16 protein-coding genes, 3 tRNA genes and 1 pseudogene are annotated in these 16,244 nt (G+C 67.8%); 15 read left to right on the forward strand and 5 right to left on the reverse strand.

Translation table 11 applies throughout. From position 1 onward, the window contains the following. The first annotated feature begins 10 nt into the window (after nucleotides 1-10). From AC0IYU_RS11955 to AC0IYU_RS11985, 7 genes are all read left to right on the forward strand, one after another. Nucleotides 11-1,066, forward strand: coding sequence for a branched-chain amino acid ABC transporter permease (locus AC0IYU_RS11955; protein ID WP_435435370.1), 1,056 nt, complete (start codon nucleotides 11-13; stop codon nucleotides 1,064-1,066). Then, nucleotides 1,063-2,850, forward strand: coding sequence for a branched-chain amino acid ABC transporter ATP-binding protein/permease (locus AC0IYU_RS11960; RefSeq protein ID WP_472116818.1), 1,788 nt, complete (start codon nucleotides 1,063-1,065; stop codon nucleotides 2,848-2,850). The genes AC0IYU_RS11955 and AC0IYU_RS11960 overlap by 4 nt, the downstream gene beginning before the upstream one ends. Before the next feature lie 82 nt (nucleotides 2,851-2,932). Continuing rightward, nucleotides 2,933-3,664: an ABC transporter ATP-binding protein gene (locus AC0IYU_RS11965; protein ID WP_435483157.1), complete on the forward strand. Its 732-nt coding sequence runs from the start codon at nucleotides 2,933-2,935 to the stop codon at nucleotides 3,662-3,664. Further along, entirely contained in the window at nucleotides 3,654-5,252 is a 1,599-nt protein-coding gene (locus tag AC0IYU_RS11970) for an ATP-dependent acyl-CoA ligase (protein WP_472116821.1), read from the forward strand. The genes AC0IYU_RS11965 and AC0IYU_RS11970 overlap by 11 nt, the downstream gene beginning before the upstream one ends. A gap of 73 nt (nucleotides 5,253-5,325) precedes the next feature. Next, the gene (locus tag AC0IYU_RS11975; protein ID WP_472116824.1) at nucleotides 5,326-6,102 is read left to right on the forward strand and encodes an SDR family NAD(P)-dependent oxidoreductase; all 777 of its coding nucleotides are present in this window, start codon (nucleotides 5,326-5,328) and stop codon (nucleotides 6,100-6,102) included. Continuing rightward, nucleotides 6,099-6,629 (forward strand): MarR family winged helix-turn-helix transcriptional regulator, encoded by a 531-nt coding sequence (locus AC0IYU_RS11980; RefSeq protein ID WP_435435374.1) that lies wholly within the window; start codon nucleotides 6,099-6,101, stop codon nucleotides 6,627-6,629. The genes AC0IYU_RS11975 and AC0IYU_RS11980 overlap by 4 nt, the downstream gene beginning before the upstream one ends. Nucleotides 6,630-6,631: 2 nt before the next feature. Continuing rightward, the gene (locus AC0IYU_RS11985; RefSeq protein ID WP_472116827.1) at nucleotides 6,632-7,093 is read left to right on the forward strand and encodes an acyl-CoA thioesterase; all 462 of its coding nucleotides are present in this window, start codon (nucleotides 6,632-6,634) and stop codon (nucleotides 7,091-7,093) included. Nucleotides 7,094-7,101: 8 nt separating this feature from the next. On the opposite strand, the gene AC0IYU_RS11990 is transcribed toward AC0IYU_RS11985, so the two are convergent. After that, complete coding sequence (locus tag AC0IYU_RS11990) at nucleotides 7,102-7,452, reverse strand: helix-turn-helix domain-containing protein (RefSeq protein WP_472116830.1); 351 nt, start codon at nucleotides 7,450-7,452, stop codon at nucleotides 7,102-7,104. 639 nt (nucleotides 7,453-8,091) lie between these two features. On the opposite strand from AC0IYU_RS11990, the gene AC0IYU_RS11995 reads away from it, so the two are divergent. The 3 genes from AC0IYU_RS11995 to AC0IYU_RS12005 all read left to right on the forward strand — a co-directional run bounded on the left by AC0IYU_RS11995 (nucleotide 8,092) and on the right by AC0IYU_RS12005 (nucleotide 9,032). After that, nucleotides 8,092-8,168, forward strand: a tRNA-Arg gene (locus AC0IYU_RS11995). A 40-nt stretch (nucleotides 8,169-8,208) separates the two neighbouring features. Then, nucleotides 8,209-8,397, forward strand: coding sequence for a short-chain dehydrogenase (locus tag AC0IYU_RS12000; RefSeq protein ID WP_472116833.1), 189 nt, complete (start codon nucleotides 8,209-8,211; stop codon nucleotides 8,395-8,397). A gap of 71 nt (nucleotides 8,398-8,468) precedes the next feature. Next, nucleotides 8,469-9,032: an HNH endonuclease gene (locus AC0IYU_RS12005; protein ID WP_472116836.1), complete on the forward strand. Its 564-nt coding sequence runs from the start codon at nucleotides 8,469-8,471 to the stop codon at nucleotides 9,030-9,032. Between the two features lie 97 nt (nucleotides 9,033-9,129). Here the strand turns inward: AC0IYU_RS12005 and AC0IYU_RS12010 are convergent, their stop codons facing one another. Continuing rightward, a complete protein-coding gene (locus tag AC0IYU_RS12010; RefSeq protein WP_435483164.1) occupies nucleotides 9,130-9,306 on the reverse strand; it encodes a hypothetical protein in 177 nt (58 codons plus the stop codon). 119 nt (nucleotides 9,307-9,425) lie between these two features. On the opposite strand from AC0IYU_RS12010, the gene AC0IYU_RS12015 reads away from it, so the two are divergent. Further along, on the forward strand, nucleotides 9,426-9,842 hold the full coding sequence (locus AC0IYU_RS12015) for a hypothetical protein (protein ID WP_472116839.1): 417 nt from the start codon (nucleotides 9,426-9,428) through the stop codon (nucleotides 9,840-9,842). Between the two features lie 55 nt (nucleotides 9,843-9,897). Here AC0IYU_RS12015 and AC0IYU_RS12020 read toward each other — a convergent pair. Continuing rightward, nucleotides 9,898-9,973, reverse strand: a tRNA-Lys gene (locus AC0IYU_RS12020). 148 nt (nucleotides 9,974-10,121) lie between these two features. On the opposite strand from AC0IYU_RS12020, the gene AC0IYU_RS12025 reads away from it, so the two are divergent. Beyond that, nucleotides 10,122-10,829 (forward strand): SDR family NAD(P)-dependent oxidoreductase, encoded by a 708-nt coding sequence (locus tag AC0IYU_RS12025; RefSeq protein WP_472116843.1) that lies wholly within the window; start codon nucleotides 10,122-10,124, stop codon nucleotides 10,827-10,829. Between the two features lie 51 nt (nucleotides 10,830-10,880). Here AC0IYU_RS12025 and AC0IYU_RS12030 read toward each other — a convergent pair. Next, nucleotides 10,881-10,956, reverse strand: a tRNA-Ala gene (locus AC0IYU_RS12030). A gap of 91 nt (nucleotides 10,957-11,047) precedes the next feature. Between AC0IYU_RS12030 and AC0IYU_RS12035 the strand changes: the two genes are divergently transcribed. Then, on the forward strand, nucleotides 11,048-11,914 hold the full coding sequence (locus AC0IYU_RS12035; RefSeq protein WP_472116846.1) for an alpha/beta hydrolase: 867 nt from the start codon (nucleotides 11,048-11,050) through the stop codon (nucleotides 11,912-11,914). Nucleotides 11,915-11,939: 25 nt separating this feature from the next. Here the strand turns inward: AC0IYU_RS12035 and AC0IYU_RS12040 are convergent, their stop codons facing one another. Further along, a complete protein-coding gene (locus AC0IYU_RS12040; RefSeq protein WP_472116849.1) occupies nucleotides 11,940-12,917 on the reverse strand; it encodes a GMP reductase in 978 nt (325 codons plus the stop codon). Between the two features lie 206 nt (nucleotides 12,918-13,123). On the opposite strand from AC0IYU_RS12040, the gene AC0IYU_RS12045 reads away from it, so the two are divergent. Both AC0IYU_RS12045 and AC0IYU_RS12050 read left to right on the forward strand, forming a co-directional pair. Further along, the gene (locus tag AC0IYU_RS12045) at nucleotides 13,124-15,553 is read left to right on the forward strand and encodes a UvrD-helicase domain-containing protein (RefSeq protein WP_435493532.1); all 2,430 of its coding nucleotides are present in this window, start codon (nucleotides 13,124-13,126) and stop codon (nucleotides 15,551-15,553) included. A 108-nt stretch (nucleotides 15,554-15,661) separates the two neighbouring features. Further along, nucleotides 15,662-16,244 (forward strand): annotated as a pseudogene (locus tag AC0IYU_RS12050) (DUF2339 domain-containing protein); the annotation flags it as partial.

The raw sequence follows: 16,244 nt of genomic DNA on the forward strand, positions 1-16,244 counted from the left end.
GGGCCGCGCGATGACATGGGACGTGGCCCTCATTCTTCTCACCGACGGCCTGGCCAACGGCGCCGTCTACCTGCTGGCCGGCCTGGGGCTGGTGCTCATCTTCTCCGTCACGCGGGTGGTGTTCGTGCCGTTCGGCGACATCGCGGCCTTCGCGGCCCTGTCGCTGGCGGCCTTCGAGACCGGCCGCGTGCCGCCGACCATCGGCATGGTGGCCGTGCTGGCCGCGCTGGCGCTGGCCACCGAAATCGGCAGCCTGCTGCGGCGTGGCGAGGCCGCGCGCATTCCCAAGGCGGTGCTGATGTGGGGCGTGCTGCCGGCCATTCCGTGCGTGCTCGCATGGCTGGCCGCGCGGCCCGGCGTGCCGGTGGCGGTGCACATCGCGGTGGCAGTGTTGCTGGTGGTGCCGATCGCGCCGCTGCTGGCGCGGGTGGTGTTCCAGCCGATCGCCGATGCGTCGGTGCTGGTGCTGCTGATCGTGTCGCTGGCGCTGCATTTCCTGCTGTCGGGCCTGGGCCTGCTGTTCTTCGGGCCCGAAGGCTCGCGCACCACGCCGCTCACCAGCGCCGTGTTCACGCTGGGCGACGGCTTCACGGTCAGCGGCCAGGTGGTGCTGATGGTGGGTGCGGCCATCGTGCTGAGCGGCCTGTTCTTCCTGGTGTTCGAGCGCACGGTGGCCGGCAAGGCGCTGCGCGCCACGGCCGTGAACCGGGTGGGCGCGCGGCTGGTCGGCATCCGGCCGGTGCGCACGGCGCTGCTGGCCTATGGCTGCGCCTCGTTGCTGGCGGGGCTCATCGGCGTGCTGATCGCGCCGGTGACGACCATGTACTACGACTCCGGTTTCATCATCGGCCTGAAGGCTTTCGTGGCCGCGATCATCGGCGGGCTGGTGAGCTACCCGATGACGGCCGTGGGCGCGCTCGCGGTCGGCGTGGTGGAAAGCTTTGCCTCGTTCTGGAGCGGTGCGCTGAAAGACGTGATCGTGTTCAGCCTGCTGATTCCGGTGCTCATGCTGCGCTCCTTCATGGCCGCGCACGCCGAAGAGGAAGAAGACGAGGTGGACCAATGAACACGAACCGCAAACGCATGGCGTGGATCGCCGCGGTGGTCGCCGTGCTGGCACTGGTGCCGGCGGTGGCGGGCAGCTTCACGGTCTCGCTGCTCAACGACATCGGCATCGGCGCGCTGGTGGCGCTGGGCCTGGTGCTGCTCACGGGCGTGGGCGGCGCCACCTCGTTCGGGCAGGCGGCCTTCGTGGGCATTGCCGCGTACGCCACGGCCTGGCTCACGACCACGCAGGGCATGTCGCCGTGGATCGGGCTGCTGTTCGCACTGCTGCTCACGGGAGCGTCGGCGCTGGCCATCGGCATGCTCACGCTGCGCCTCGGCGGGCACTTCCTGCCGCTGAGCACCATCGCGTGGGGCCTGTCGATCGCCATGCTGTTCGGCAACGTCGATGCGCTCGGGCGCCACACGGGCCTGTCGAACATTCCGGCGCTGCAGGTGGCGGGCTGGTCGCTGGCAGAGCCGCGCGCGATGTACTACCTGATCTGGGTGATCGTCGGGCTGGCCTGCCTGTTCAGCCACAACCTGCTGCAGTCGCGGCCGGGCCGCGCGATTCGCGGCTTGCGCGGCGGCGCCACGCTGCTGGCGAGCGTGGGTGCGGATGCGTACCGTGTGCGGCTGTCGTTGTTCGTCACGGCCGCGCTGTTCGCGGGGCTGGCGGGCTGGCTCTATGCGCACATGAACCGCTTCGTGAGCCCCTCGCCCTTCGACGTGCGCGCCAGCATCGAGTACCTGCTGATGGCGGTGGCCGGCGGGCTCGGCCAACTGGCCGGGGCGCTGGTGGGCGCGGCACTGGTGCTGGTGCTGAAGAACGGCCTGCAGGACGTGCTGCCGATGCTCACGCAGCGCGCCGGCCAGCTGGAGGCGGTGGCCTTCGCGGCGCTTTTTATCCTGCTGCTGCACTTCGCGCGCGGCGGCGTGATGGGCCTGCTGCGCAGGTGGACGCATCGGCGCGGCGCCGTGCAGGGGCCGTCGCGCCATGACGCGGCGCCGGTCGCTCCGCTGGCGCACCGCATGCTGCCCGAGCGCGGCTCGCAGGTGCTGTCGGTGAACGGCGCGGTCAAGCGCTTCGGCGGACTGGTGGCGGTGAACGACGTGAGCTTCGACGTGAAGGCCGGGGAGATCGTCGGGCTGATCGGGCCGAACGGCGCGGGCAAGTCGACCATGTTCAACCTGCTGACCTGCACGCTGCCGATGAGCGCCGGCCAGGTGCGCTTCCTGGACCACGACATCGCCGGCATGCCGCAGCGGCAGGTGGCGCGGCTGGGCCTGGCGCGCACCTTCCAGCACGTGAAGCTGCGCCCGCGCATGAGCCTGCTCGACAACGTGGCGCTGGGCGCGCATTCGCGCACGCGCTCGGGCATCCTGAAGGCGGGGCTGCGGCTGGACCGCGCGGAAGAAAGCCAGATCCTGCAGGAGGCGCAACGCCAGCTCGACCGCATCGGGCTGGGCGACCGCGCGCACGAACTCGCGGGCAGCCTGCCGCTGGGCACGCAGCGCATCCTGGAGATTGCGCGCGCGCTGGCCGCCGACCCGGTGCTGCTGGTGCTCGACGAGCCCGCGGCCGGCCTGCGCCGCAAGGAAAAGATGGCGCTCGGCGACCTGCTGCGCAAGCTGCGCGAGGAGGGTGTGACCATCCTGATCGTCGAACACGACATGGACTTCGTGATGAAACTGGTGGACCGGCTGGTGGTGATGAACTTCGGCTCCAAGCTCGTGGAGGGCGTGCCGTCGGCGGTGCGCGCCGACGAGCGCGTGCAGGCCGCGTACCTGGGGAGTGTTGTATGAGCGCCGCACGGCCGCCCGAAGGCGCGGGCCCCCTTCAGGGGGCAGGAGAAGTACACGAAGTGACAAGCCTGGGGGTAGCGAAATGACCGCGATGCTGGAGATTGGCGATCTGCATGTGTCTTATGGACAGGTGGAGGCGGTGCGCGGTGTGTCGCTCGACCTGCAGCACGGGCAGATCATCTCGGTGATCGGCCCGAACGGCGCGGGCAAGACCACGCTGCTGGCCGCGGCCATGGGCCTGCTGCCCTGCAAGGGCACGCTGCGCTTCGAAGGCGAAGACCTGCAGGGGCTGGACGTGGAGGCGCGCGTGGAGCGCGGCCTGTGCCTGGTGCCCGAGAAGCGCGAGCTGTTCGGCGAGCTCACCGTGCTCGACAACCTGCAGCTCGGCGCCTATGCCAAGCGGCTGCGCGGCGACGCGATGAAGAAGCGGCTGCAGTCGGTGTACGACCGCTTTCCGCGGCTGGCCGAGCGCCGCTCGCAGCGCGCCGACACGCTCTCGGGCGGCGAGCGGCAGATGCTGGCGGTGGGACGCGCGCTGATGTCGGCGCCGCGCCTGCTGATGCTCGACGAGCCCAGCCTGGGCCTGGCGCCGCTGATCGTGCGCGACATCCTGACCATCGTGCGCAAGCTGCGCGAGGACGGTGTGTCGATCCTGCTGGTCGAGCAGAATGCGCGCGCCGCGCTCGAAAGCTCCGACCAGGGCTATGTGCTCGAGACGGGCGAGATCGCGCTCTCGGGCGCTTCGGCCGAACTGGCGAGCGACCCGCGGGTGCAGGCGACGTACCTGGGCGGAGGCACGCACGATGACGAGTGACCCGCGCGCCGTGCCGCCCGCGCAACGCACGCTGCCGGCCATGCTGCAGCGCCAGGCCGGGCTGTTCGGGTCGCGCGCGCTGCTGCGGATCGCGGGGCGCGCCTGGGCGCACCGCGATGCGGCGCAGGCAGCAGCCGTTCGCGCCGGGGCCTTGGCGCTAGCAGGCGTGGCGCGCGGCGACCGCGTGGCGGTGATGTGCGGCAACCGCATCGAGTTTCTCGAGAGCTTCCTGGGCGCGGGCTGGCTGGGCGCGTCCGTGGTGCCCATCAACTCGGCATCGATGGGGCCGCAGATCGAATACTTCCTCGCCAACAGCGAGGCGAGGCTGCTGGTGATCGAGGCGGCCTTTCTGGAGCGGCTCGCCACGGCCGACCTCGGGCGCACCGCGTTGCGCGAGATCTGGGTGGTCGGCGAGGCGCAGGCGGCGCCATGGCCGGCGCCTGTCGGCGTGCGTGTGGTGCCGTACCCCGAAGGCGCCGAGCCCATTGCACCGGCGCCGGTGCAGCCCGGCGATCCGCTGGCCATCCTGTACACCTCCGGCACCACCGGACCGGCCAAGGGCGTGATATGTCCGCACGCGCAGTATTTCTGGTGGGGCGTGAACAGCGCGGAAGTGCTCGGCGTGGGCGCCGACGACGTGCTGTGCACCACGCTCCCGCTGTTCCACATCAACGCGCTGAACACCTTCGCACAGGCGGCGCTGACGGGTGCCGAGGTGGTGTTCGAGTCGCGCTTCTCTGCATCGGGCTTCTGGCCGTCGATGCGCGCCAGCGGCGCGACCGTGGTCTACCTGCTGGGCGCGATGGTGCCCATCCTGCTCGCGCAACCCGAAGGGGAGGGCGAACGGGACCACCGTGTGCGCATCGGGCTCGGGCCAGGCGTGCCTGCTGCCGCCAGCGCCGCATTCAAGGCGCGCACGGGCGTGGCGCTGCTTGAAGGCTACGGCTCGACCGAGACCAATTTCGCCATCGCCACCGCGCCCGATTCGCCGCGCGGCGGTGTCATGGGCTGGCTGCGCACGGGCTTCCAGGCGCGCGTGGCCGATGAAGACGATGCGGCGCTGCCGCCCGGCGAGGCCGGCGAACTGCTGCTGCGCGCCGACGAGCCCTACGCCTTCGCGAGCGGCTACTTCAACATGCCCGGGAAGACGGTCGAGGCCTGGCGCAACCTCTGGTTCCATACCGGCGACCGCGTGGTGCGCGATGCCGACGGCGCGTTTCGTTTCGTCGACCGCATCAAGGACGCGATCCGCCGGCGCGGCGAGAACATTTCGTCGTTCGAGGTGGAGCAGGTGCTGCTGAGCCATCCGGGGGTGGCTTCGTGCGCGGTGTACCCGGTGCGCTCCGAACTGGCCGAGGACGAGGTGATGGCCGCGCTGGTGGCGCGCGAGGGCGCGACGATCGACCTCGTCGAAGTCGCACGCTTCTGCGAAGGCCGCCTGCCGTACTTCGCCGTGCCGCGCTACATCGACCTGCTGGCCGACCTGCCGCGCACAGAAAACGGCAAGGTGCAGAAGTTCAAGCTGCGCGAGCGCGGCGTGGGTCCCCAGACCTGGGACGGCCGCCCCGCGCGGGGCCAGCGCAGCTGAGGAAGCGTTTCATGCGCTCACAGCACGGGCCGACGCATGCCGCTAAAATGATTCAGAACTAAAACATTCAGGCATGCACTCAAATTCACTGACTGGCCGCCACGCACTCGTCACGGGCGCTGCGCGCGGCATCGGCGCCGAAATCGCCCGCACCCTGGCCGCCGAGGGCGCTGTTCTGACACTGCTGGGCCGCGACCGCGAGGCACTGCAGCGCGTGGCCGACACGCTCGCGGGCAGCGGGCACGGCGTGGCCACGGCCGACGTGGCGAACCCGGAGGCGGTGCAGGCGGCTTTCGCCGAAGCCCGCGCCGCGCGCGGCCCCATTGCCGTTCTGGTGAACAACGCGGGCGCGGCCGAGAGCGCGCCGTTCCTCAAGACCTCGTTCGAGCTCTGGCAACGCATGCTGTCGGTCAACCTCACGGGCAGCTTCCTGTGCGCGCAGGCCGCGCTGCCCGACATGCTCGACACCGGCTGGGGCCGCATCGTCAACATCGCCAGCACGGCGGGGCAGAAGGGTTACGCCTACGTGGCTGCCTATACCGCGGCCAAGCACGGCGTGGTCGGGCTCACGCGTTCGCTGGCGCTGGAGGTGGCACGCAAGGGCATCACGGTGAACGCCGTGTGCCCGGGCTACACCGACACCGACATCCTGCGCAACAGCGTGGCCAACGTGGTCGGCAAGACCGGCCGCAGCGAAGCCGATGCGCTGGCGGAATTCTCGAGCGTCAACCCGCAGAAGCGCATCGTGCAGCCTTCGGAAGTGGCCGATACCGTGCGCTGGCTGTGCGGCGCGGGCGCCGCATCGGTCACCGGGCAGTCGATCTCGGTTTCAGGGGGGGAGGTGACATGACACGCAACGACGCCTCGCATGCGGTGCTGAGCGATGCCGAAGAGCTGGGGCACGAGGGGCGCGCCGGTCACGAAGACCACGCGATGCTCAAGCTCTGGCTGCGCATGCTGGCCAGCACCACGCAGATCGAGGCCGAAATCCGCCGCCGCCTGCGCGAGCGCTTCGGAATTTCGCTTGCGCGCTTCGACTACATGGCGCAGCTCTACCGATACAAGGACGGCCTGAAGATGCGCGTGCTGTCGCGCTACCTGATGGTGACCGGCGGCAACGTCACGGGCCTGACGGACGAGCTGGAGCGCGAAGGCATGGTGGCGCGCGCGCCCAGCCCCGACGACCGTCGCGCGTGGATCGTGAGCCTCACGCCCGCGGGCCGTCGCACCTTCGAGACCATGGCCAGCGAGCACGAGCAATGGATCCTCGAGATGTTCTCGGGGCTCGACATGAAGACGGTCAAGCAGATGCACACGCAGCTCGGGTTGCTGCGCGTGCATGTGATGCGCGGCGAGCCCGCAGGCGAAGAAGGCTGACCATGGGCGAAGCCAGCCATGTCGACCTGACGGTCGCGAGCGGCGAGTTCCGCCGTCCGCGGCTGATCCGCTTTTCCGATTGCGACCCGGCGGGCATCGTCTTCTATCCGCAGTACTTCGTGATGCTCAACGGGCTGGTCGAGGACTGGGTCAATGAAGGCCTGGGGCTCAGCTACCACGGGCTGGTGGCGCAGCGCCGCATCGGCCTGCCGACCGTGAAGCTCGACGTCGATTTCCGCGCCGTGAGCCGCATGGGCGACCAGGTGGTGCTCGGCCTTTGCGTGCAGCGGCTGGGCTCGCGCTCGATGACGCTGGCGGTGCGCTGCTTCGGCGCGCAGACCGGCGAGGTGCGCATGCAGATGACGCAGGTGATCGTGACCACGTCGCTCGAGACGCACCGCTCGGTCGCCATTCCGGACGACATGCGCACGGCCATCCTGCGCAACGCGCCTGCGCCGGGCTGAGCGGCCGGTCAGGGCGCCGGCGGGTTGCCGGCAGCGTCCAGCGCGCGCTTCTTCAGCCAGCCGCTCAACTCCTTCTTGCCCTTGGCATTGGCCGTGCGCCAGGCCTCGCGCGCAGACGCAATGAAGCGCTCTTCTGCCGCGTCGGGCACCTCGGAGGGACGGTCTTCCTTGTCGAGCCAGCCGATCTCCACGTTGCAGTGCCTTTCGATCTGCCGTGCGAGGTTGTCGCCGATGGGGCGGGCACTCTTGATCTGGCTCCACATGCTGGGAGAGATTTCGATCTTCCTGGCGAACGCCTGGTCCAGGCCCTTGGCCGGCAGGCCGGCGGCCACGGCCTCTTCGAGAAAGCGGCGATGCAACGCGAGGGCATTGCAACGGCGCGCGACGGTGATATTGGGCACTGTTCAAAAACAACAACAAGACAAGAAAAGATTGTCCGGGTTGTTGACGCCCCCGTAAACACTATTTACAGTTGCCTTCACTCGCGGCACAAGCCGTACCATCTTTCCCACCCTTGACAGCCGCCAGCGGCGATTTTTTGACCCAGGACCCATCGTGAACACCGCATTGCACCTCACCAGCATTCGACCCGCCTCGGGCCGATCGCTCGTGCGCGTCTGGGCGTGCGGTGGTTTCGACGGCATGCCGTTGGTCCGACCGAATCAGCACCAGAGCCACGTTTATTCCGCGACAGCCGCAGCCAGCCTGCGCGTCGAAAAAAACGAGGATCAGGTGCTACCGGGTGGAGGTTGCGCATAGGCGCATACCTTCCAAGCTCTCTCATGCAGAGGCCCGGACACCGAAAGGTTCCGGGCCTTTTTGTTGGCCATTTCGGGTGTGCCTTCACCACACCGCCAGGGCCCACCGCGTAGACGGTCTGGCGGGATGTGCAGGAATTGATCACTCCTGTGCAGCGACGTCGTACGGGGCAGCGCCCAGCGCGCTGTCCGTCGCGTGAGGACACAACCGAAATGGAAAGCACCGCAGTGTTTTTCAGACCCGCGTTAGCTCAATGGATCAGAGCACTTGCCTACGAAGCAAGGGGTTGCACGTTCGAGTCGTGCACGTGGGGCCACTTTTTACTGTTTGCTGTCACGCACCCAAGGAGAACCATCATGCGCAAGCGAAACACCCCGATCCGGATGATCACCGTGCGCCCGGCACAGCCGCGCAGGCGCGTGGTGCTCGCCCTGGTCCGGCGCTTCGGCATCGTGACGGGTGCGCAGCGCGAGGCGCAGGGCGGTGAATTGCAGCGCGACGGGCTCGACCTCGATCAACGCGTGCGTGCATCGGGCGAGTGGTAGCGCGCCTCGTCCCTCGTTGTCTTTCATTCATTTTTCAACTTCACAACCATCGCCCTTGAAGGAGGCGACCCATGCAATCTCACGTCCTGCAACTCGACATTCAGGGCACGCCGCAGGCCTGGATCTCGCTGGAGCAGGCGGTGTTGCACTACGCCACCGACTCCGTCGCGTGGGAAGACGGCGGCCTGCCGCTGGCCACGCTGCGCGGCGGCTTCAATGTGGCACGCGGTGCGCAGTCGCGCATCGAGGTGGCGCCCATCATCGCGTTGCGCGGTGCCTCGAAGATCAACCTGTTCGACGTGGTTCCGAGTGTCACCAAGAGCAAGCGGCTGCGACGCGACCGCCACACCTGCGCGTACTGCGCGGATGTGTTCCACGAACGCGACCTGCAGTGCGAACACGTGTGGCCGGAGTCGCGCGGCGGCCCCTGGACCTGGACCAACCTCGTGAGCGCATGCGCGGTCTGCAACAACCGCAAGGCTGCGCGCACGCCGGAGGAGGCGGGCATGCCGCTGGTCTACCTGCCGTATGTGCCGAGCCGCTTCGAGAACTTTCTGCTCGAAGGCCGGAACATCCGCGCGGATGTGCACGAGTGGCTTGCGAGGCGCCTTCCCAAGGGCTCGCGGCTGCAGTGAGGGCGTGGTCGTGACGACGCTTCGCGCACATGAAAAGAGCCCGCTGTCTTTTGGACAGCGGGCTCCTTGCGTTGGCGGTAGAGAGAGGCGGAAGTTGTCAGCGTCCCACGCCGAAGAAGCGGTAGGCGATCACGCCTGCTGCTGCAATCCCGCCCACCACGGCGAGCAGCAACTTGGTTGCCTTGCCGCCGCCGCGCTTCGAGCGCGGCCAGTGATCCGGCCCGATCAGGTCGATGGGTACAGTGGGTTTGCCTATGTCGGACGCGTTTTCCATGGGAGGAAATATAGCTCACGCCTGGATTCATAACGCCGGGCCCGTTCATTCCGTGGCCTTCGAACGTCAACGCCGGTTCTGGCTTTTCGGCCAGGCAGAAAACTGTGAAAGATTCACGCATGAACAAACAAACGATTCTCGAGAGCTTGACGCGTGCCCTCGAAAGCTGGGTTCGCAATGCGTCCGCCGCGCAGCTTTGGCAAGTGCATCGGTCGGGCGGCCTCGGCGCGGCCATCGAAGCGAACGACGAGATCGTGAAAGTTCGCGTCGCGCTGGACGGGCCGCGCGATGTGCTGTCGGCCCTCGGCAAGACGGATGGACGCTTGCCGGTGACCGAGGCTTTTCTCGGGGCCCGCAACGCGGCCTGGGGCACGCCGCCCGCGCAAGGCAGCCGCGAGCGGGAGCAGTGGTTCCTGTCGAACGATCTGGCGCAGACGCACGCGCGGCAGTACCTGATGGCGGAGGTGAGCGAGCGCCGTGATCTGCTTGCGCGCTGTGTCGACGACTGGCTCGCACGTCCGGGCGCGGCGCAATGAAAAAAGCCCGCTACCGGTGAGGTAGCGGGCTTTTCAGCGTTTCCGCGATGTTGGTTGGTGGGCCCTGAGTGACTCGAACACTCGACCTACGGATTAAGAGTCCGCTGCTCTACCAACTGAGCTAAGAGCCCTTGCTTAGAAAGCGTTTGCTGCTATCTGGCAAGACCACGAGTATATCCCAGTTTTTGAGCGCGTCCAAAAAATTTGCACTCTCGCCGTTAGGATTCGTCATCACCGGCGGGGCACCGCCCTCGAGCAGGTTCAACCAGGAGAATTTCGATGAGCGACGCAAGCACCACCCCCCATGTCTTGATCACCGGCGCCGCGGGCGCATTGGGCCGCGCCGTGGCCCAGCACTTCCTGGAGCAGGGCGCGCGCCTTGCGTTGGTCGATCACCATGCAGGCCGGCTCGCCGAAGTTTTTCCGGGCCTCGACAACTCGCAGCACCTGCTGCTGGCGGGCGACGTGACCTCGGCGCCAGAGATGGCCGGGCTCGCGCAGCAGGTGCTCACGTCTTTCGGCCGCATCGATGCGCTCGTTCACATCGCGGGCGGCTTCGAGATGGGCGAAGCGACGCATGCGCTCACCCGCGCAAGCTGGGACCGCATGATGAATCTCAACGCATGGTCGTTCGTGGCCGTGACGCAGGCGGTGCTGCCCTCGATGATCGAGCGCCGCGCGGGCAGCGTCATTGCGGTGACGGCGAAGGTGGCGGCGCGCGGCCTGCCGGCCATGGCCGCGTACATCGCGTCGAAGAGCGCACTGCAGCGCCTGGTGGAAGCCATGGCGGCCGAGGCGGCGCCGCACGGCGTCAACGTGAACAGCGTGGCGCCGAGCGTGCTCGACACGCCGGCCAACCGGCAGGCAATGCCCGATGCGAACCCCGCGGAGTGGGTCTCGACCTCGGTCGCGGCGCAGACCATCGGTTTTCTGGCATCGCCCGCAGCGGCCGCGCTGCATGGGCAGCACCTGGCGCTGGACGCTTGAGCCTGAAAAGGAAAAGGCCCTGGCGGATGCCAGGGCCTTTTACATATCGGTTGGTGGAGAGGATGAGGATCGAACTCACGACCTCCGCATTGCGAACGCGGCGCTCTCCCAGCTGAGCTACCCCCCCGACACCACGCGAATTTAACGCAGAACCGCAGTCTTGGCACGCACCGTCGTGCCAAGATGCGCGCCTCTAGAAACACGGAGCACAACGCTGCATGGCCTCGTTCGACCCCGCCTGGCTGGAAGGCATGTACAACAACCTCGCACGGGTGAAGGACCACCCCGCGTACTTCGCGCGCTGGGCCCGCGATTCGGCCGCCGCGCGCGACAGCCTCCCGGCGCGCATCGATCTGCCGTACGGCAACGGCGTCAACGAGACGCTCGACGTGTTCCCCGCGCCGGTGCCCGACGCGCCGGTGCTGGTATTCATCCACGGCGGCTACTGGCGCGCCATGGACAAGAAGGATCACTCGTTCATCGCGCCCGCGTTCAACGACCGCGGCATCTGCGTGGTCCAACCCAACTACGCGCTGTGCCCGGGTGCGCCCGGGCAGCCCGTGACGGTGCCAAGCATCCTGCTGCAGATGGTGCGCGCGCTCGAATGGACCTGGCGCCACATTGCGGCGTACGGCGGCGACCCTTCGCGCATCACGGTCGCGGGCCACTCCGCCGGCGGGCACATGGCGGCGGCGCTGCTGGCGTGCGACTGGCAAGCCGTCGCGCCCGACCTGCCCGCGCAGTTGGTGCGCAATGCGCTGTCGATCTCGGGCCTGTACGACCTGCGTCCGCTGCAGCGCACGCCGTTCCTGGAGCACACGCTGAACCTCACCGACGCCGATGCCCTGCGCGCGAGCCCGGCGCTGTGGCCGGCACCGAAGCGCGGCCAGCTCTATGCCGCCGTCGGCGGCAAGGAAAGCGAAGAGTTCATTCGCCACAACGCGATGATCCGCGACGCGTGGGGCCGCAACACCGTGCCGGTGTGCGAGGTGCTTGCGGGGCTCGACCACTTCGGCGTGGTCGACGCGCTGGCCGATCCGGCCCACACGCTGCACCGACACGCGGTGCAACTGCTGGAAGCCTGACCCCGGGCGCGGGGCGGCCCAGGGCTTACATCAGCAGGTGTTCGCCCGCGTTGTCGCCACCCAGCGTGACGTAGTTGACCTTGCGGATGTCCATCAGCGCGCGCCCGCCCGCATAGCTGATGGAGCTCTGCACGTCCTGCTCCATCTCGACCAGCGTGTCGGCCAGCTTGCCCTTGACGGGTTCGAGGATGCGCTTGCCCTCGACGTGCTTGTACTCGCCCTTGTTGAAGTCGCTGGCCGAGCCGTAGTACTCCTTGAACAGCGCGCCGTCGACCTCGACCGTCTTGCCCGGCGATTCTTCATGTCCGGCAAACAGCGAGCCGATCATGACCATCGACGCGCCGAAGCGCACGCTCTTGGCAATGTCGCCGTGGTCGCGGATGCCGCCGTCCGCAATGATCGGCTTGGTCGCCACGCGCGCGCACCACTTGAGCGCCGACAGCTGCCAGCCGCCCGTGCCGAAGCCGGTCTTGAGCTTGGTGATGCAGACCTTGCCCGGGCCGATGCCGACCTTGGTCGCGTCCGCGCCCCAGTTCTCCAGGTCGATCACCGCTTCGGGCGTGCCGACGTTGCCGGCAATGACGAAGGTCCTGGGCAGCTTTTCTTTCAGGTAGCCGATCATGTTCTTCACGCTGTCGGCATGGCCGTGCGCGATGTCGATGGTGACGTACTCGGGCACCAGGCCCTCGGCCACCAGCGTGTCGACGGTGTCGTAGTCGGGCTTCTTCACGCCCAGCGAGATGGAGGCGAACACACCCTTGCCCTGCATGTCTTTCACGAACTGCATGTTGTCGAGGTCGAAGCGGTGCATTACATAGAAGTAGCCGTTCTGCGCCAGCCACAGGCAGATCGACTCGTCGACCACCGTCTTCATGTTGGCCGGCACCACGGGCAGGCGGAAGCTGCGCTCGCCCAGCGTCACGCTGGTGTCGCACTCGGAACGGCTCTCCACGCGGCACTTGCGCGGGAGCAGAAGGATGTTGTCGTAATCGAAAATCTGCATGACCAGGCTCCTGAAAGGAATCGTTGAAAGGAACGAAAGAGCGCTTGGTCCGGCCGGTTTTCGCGGTGCGCCTTGCCAGGAAGACGCCCACAAAAAACCGGGCGCAAGAATCTTGGGCCCGGTGATTGAGTTTACGCGGTCTGCCGAAGGCGGGTCTTCCGATTCTTCGTATAACCCGCATACGCCGTGGTTTCTACAATCGGACCATGTTGTTTAACGATCCCGCGGCTGACGCCCACTCCCCGAATCATTCGGACATGCCGCTGCTCCAGAACCTGAATGCGGAGCAACTCGCCGCGGTCACGCTGCCCGAAGGCAACGCGCTCATCCTGGCGGGCGCGGGCTCCGGCAAGACGCGCGTGCTCACCACTCGCATCGCGTGGCTGCTGCAGACCGGCCAGGTCTCCGCCGGCGGCATCCTCGCCGTGACCTTCACCAACAAGGCGGCCAAGGAAATGATGACGCGGCTGACGGCGATCCTGCCCGTCAATGTGCGCGGCATGTGGATCGGCACCTTCCACGGCCTGTGCAACCGCCTGCTGCGCGCGCACTGGAAGCTGGCCAACCTGCCGTCCACGTTCCAGATCCTCGACACGCAGGACCAGCTCTCGGCCATCAAGCGCCTGATGAAGCAGTTCAACGTGGACGACGAGCGCTTTCCGGCCAAGCAGACGCAATGGTTCATCGCCGGCGCCAAGGAAGACGGCCTGCGCCCCGACGCGATCGAAGCGCGCAGCGACGACGACCGCAAGAAGGTCGAGCTCTATCGCTTGTACGAGGAGCAGTGCCAGCGCGAAGGCGTGGTCGACTTCGGCGAGCTCATGCTGCGCAGCTACGAACTGCTGCGCGACAACGACCCGGTGCGAGAGCACTACCAGCGGCGCTTTCGCCACATCCTGATCGACGAGTTCCAGGACACCAATCGGCTGCAGTACGCCTGGATCAAGATGCTCGCGGGCAACACGGTGGCCGGGCAGTTCACGCCGGGCCAGAACAGCGTGATCGCCGTGGGCGACGACGACCAGAGCATCTACGCCTTTCGCGGCGCGCGCGTGGGCAACATGACCGACTTCGTGCGCGAGTTCGACGTGCGCCACCAGATCAAGCTGGAGCAGAACTACCGCAGCTACAGCAACATCCTCGACTCGGCCAACGAACTCATCAGCCACAACAAGAAGCGCCTGGGCAAGAACCTGCGCACCGACCAGGGCCCCGGCGAGCCCGTGCGCGTGTACGAGTCGCCCACCGACCTGGCCGAGGCGCAGTGGATGGTCGAGGAAATGCGCCAGCTCGTGCGCGACGGCTTCGACCGCAAGGAAATGGCCGTGCTCTACCGCAGCAACGCGCAGAGCCGGGTGATCGAAACGGCGCTCTTCAATGCCTCGGTGCCGTACCGCGTGTACGGCGGCCTGCGCTTCTTCGAGCGCGCCGAAATCAAGCATGCGCTGGCCTACCTGCGCCTGATGGAGAACAAGGACGACGACACCAGCTTCCTGCGCGTCGTCAACTTCCCGCCGCGCGGCATCGGTGCGCGCACGCTCGAATCGCTGCAGGACGCGTCGCGCGCGGCCGGGCGTTCGCTGCACGACGCGGTCAGCGCGGTCGGCGGCAAGGCGGGCTCGAACCTCACGGGCTTCGTCGCCAAGATCGACGTGCTGCGCGAGCAGACCCAGGGCTTGAGCCTGCGCGAGATCATCGAGCTGGTGCTCGACCACAGCGGCCTGGTCGAGCACTACAAGGCCGACCGCGAAGGCGCCGACCGCCTGGAGAATCTGGGCGAACTGGTGAACGCGGCCGAAAGCTTCGTGACGCAGGAAGGCTTCGGGCGCGACGCCGTGGCCTTGCCGGGCGACGAGCTGCGCCAGTCGCCGGTGAGCCAGGGCATCGACCTGACCCGCCCGGTGGTCGACGAGCTGCTCGCCCCCGACGCCGAGACCGGCGAAACGATGAGCCCGCTGGCCGCCTTCCTCACCCACGCCGCGCTCGAATCGGGCGACAACCAGGCGCAGGCCGGGCAGGACGCGGTGCAGCTCATGACGGTGCACGCCGCCAAGGGCCTGGAGTTCGACTGCGTGTTCATCACCGGCATGGAAGAGGGCCTGTTTCCCCACGAGAACTCGATGAGCGACTTCGAGAGCCTCGAGGAAGAGCGCCGCCTGATGTACGTGGCGATCACACGCGCCCGCAAGCGCCTGTACCTGAGCCATTCGCAGACGCGCATGCTGCACGGCCAGACGCGCTACAACGTCAAGAGCCGCTTCTTCGACGAACTGCCCGAGGGCGCGCTGAAGTGGCTCACGCCCAAGAACCAGGGCTTTGCGCCCTCGGCCTTCGGCTACGGCGGCGGCTACGGCAGCACGCGCGGCGGGGCCGGGGCCTATGGCGGCGGCAACGCCTACGGCGGCGGGAGCAGCAGCCGCGACAAGGACACCTTCGCCAGCCCGCCCGTGCCGCCGCAGAAAACCGCGCCCTCGCACGGCCTGCGCTCGGGCATGCAGGTGTTCCACAACAAGTTCGGCGAAGGCACGGTCACCGCGCTGGAAGGCTCCGGCGACGATGCGCGCGCGCAGGTCAAGTTCGCGCGGCATGGCGTGAAGTGGCTGGCGCTGTCGGTGGCCAAGCTCACCCCGATCTGAGGTTGCTACTAAAGCTATAGCGAACAACGCAGACAGGACGTGCGTAACCGGCACTTTTTGCCCTGAACCACCGTACACTCCGCACTCGCCAAACAAGGGGAGTCAGGGATGTGGTTCATAGGCATCATTGCCGGCCTGTTCATCGGTGCGCTGTTCCAGTCGGTGCCTGTGGCGCTGGTGCTCGCGGTGGTCGGCGCGTTCGTGCTGCCGCAGATGTTCGGCAGGAAGAACAAGGCGGAACCGCATCGCACCGAGGCTGAGCGCACGGGCGCGACGGCGGCGCCGGTCGCCGCCACGCCGGCCCCGGCGGGCGGCATGCTGAAGCTGCAGCAGCGCGTGTCGGAGCTGGAGCAGCGGGTCGCTTCGCTCGAGCGCCGGCTGGCGCTGGGCGCGCAGGCCGAGCCTGAAGGCTCCGTCATTCCCGAACTCGCTTCCGGTGACCTCGCCACGTCGATGGCACGCACGCCGCTCGCCGAGGCGCCATCGCTCCCGGTGGCCACGCTCGAAGGCCGGGCCGCGGAGATCGCGCAAGCCCGCCTGTCCCGGATGCAGGCCACGGTGGTCGTGGCCAAGGAGGAGGCGGCGCCCGCCGCGCCCGCCGCCGCGCCAACGCCGCCCGCGCCTGCTGTCCCGGCAGCCCAGCCACCGGTTGCCGCACCGGCACCGGCACCGGTTCGCCGCCCACCCCCGC

Source organism: Variovorax sp. AC103, assembly GCF_979254005.1.

Bases quoted from the DNA above. Each gene is read 5' to 3' on its own strand.
- AC0IYU_RS11955 (WP_435435370.1), top strand. From the start codon at position 11: ATGACATGGGACGTGGCCCTCATTCTTCTCACCGACGGCCTGGCCAAC.
- AC0IYU_RS11960 (WP_472116818.1), top strand. From the start codon at position 1,063: ATGAACACGAACCGCAAACGCATGGCGTGGATCGCCGCGGTGGTCGCC.
- AC0IYU_RS11965 (WP_435483157.1), top strand. From the start codon at position 2,933: ATGACCGCGATGCTGGAGATTGGCGATCTGCATGTGTCTTATGGACAG.
- AC0IYU_RS11970 (WP_472116821.1), top strand. From the start codon at position 3,654: ATGACGAGTGACCCGCGCGCCGTGCCGCCCGCGCAACGCACGCTGCCG.
- AC0IYU_RS11975 (WP_472116824.1), top strand. From the start codon at position 5,326: ATGCACTCAAATTCACTGACTGGCCGCCACGCACTCGTCACGGGCGCT.
- AC0IYU_RS11980 (WP_435435374.1), top strand. From the start codon at position 6,099: ATGACACGCAACGACGCCTCGCATGCGGTGCTGAGCGATGCCGAAGAG.
- AC0IYU_RS11985 (WP_472116827.1), top strand. From the start codon at position 6,632: ATGGGCGAAGCCAGCCATGTCGACCTGACGGTCGCGAGCGGCGAGTTC.
- AC0IYU_RS12000 (WP_472116833.1), top strand. From the start codon at position 8,209: ATGCGCAAGCGAAACACCCCGATCCGGATGATCACCGTGCGCCCGGCA.
- AC0IYU_RS12005 (WP_472116836.1), top strand. From the start codon at position 8,469: ATGCAATCTCACGTCCTGCAACTCGACATTCAGGGCACGCCGCAGGCC.
- AC0IYU_RS12010 (WP_435483164.1), bottom strand. From the start codon at position 9,306: ATGGAAAACGCGTCCGACATAGGCAAACCCACTGTACCCATCGACCTG.
- AC0IYU_RS12015 (WP_472116839.1), top strand. From the start codon at position 9,426: ATGAACAAACAAACGATTCTCGAGAGCTTGACGCGTGCCCTCGAAAGC.
- AC0IYU_RS12025 (WP_472116843.1), top strand. From the start codon at position 10,122: ATGAGCGACGCAAGCACCACCCCCCATGTCTTGATCACCGGCGCCGCG.
- AC0IYU_RS12035 (WP_472116846.1), top strand. From the start codon at position 11,048: ATGGCCTCGTTCGACCCCGCCTGGCTGGAAGGCATGTACAACAACCTC.
- AC0IYU_RS12040 (WP_472116849.1), bottom strand. From the start codon at position 12,917: ATGCAGATTTTCGATTACGACAACATCCTTCTGCTCCCGCGCAAGTGC.
- AC0IYU_RS12045 (WP_435493532.1), top strand. From the start codon at position 13,124: ATGTTGTTTAACGATCCCGCGGCTGACGCCCACTCCCCGAATCATTCG.